The following is a 258-nucleotide window of genomic DNA, read 5'->3' on the forward strand; positions in this document are numbered from 1 at the left end:
GCTGTCGCACTGCCAACGCACGGCATGCCCTTGCACGTGCGACTGCGCGGCCTGCTGCAAGGCCTGGAACAGCCCTTTGGGGCTCACCCGATCGCCGAGCGGCAGCTCGCCACGGGCGAACACCAACATGTCGCGCACCTGATGCTCCAGCTCGTGCAGGCGCTCCTTCAAGCTACCGGCGAAGCGCTGGCGGGTTTCCACGCTCAGGTCTTGCTCGCTATCGGCCAGGTGGCTGGCGTAGAGCATGGCTGCCGACAG

At 67.1% G+C, this 258-nt stretch carries 1 pseudogene; it reads right to left on the bottom strand.

The annotated features are described in order from the left end of the window. Positions 1 to 246 (bottom strand): annotated as a pseudogene (locus SB772_RS42815) (hypothetical protein); the annotation flags it as partial. Positions 247 to 258: the final 12 nt, after the last annotated feature.

Origin of the sequence: Paraburkholderia sp. SIMBA_030 (assembly GCF_046535245.1) — a bacterium.
GTDB lineage: Bacteria > Pseudomonadota > Gammaproteobacteria > Burkholderiales > Burkholderiaceae > Paraburkholderia.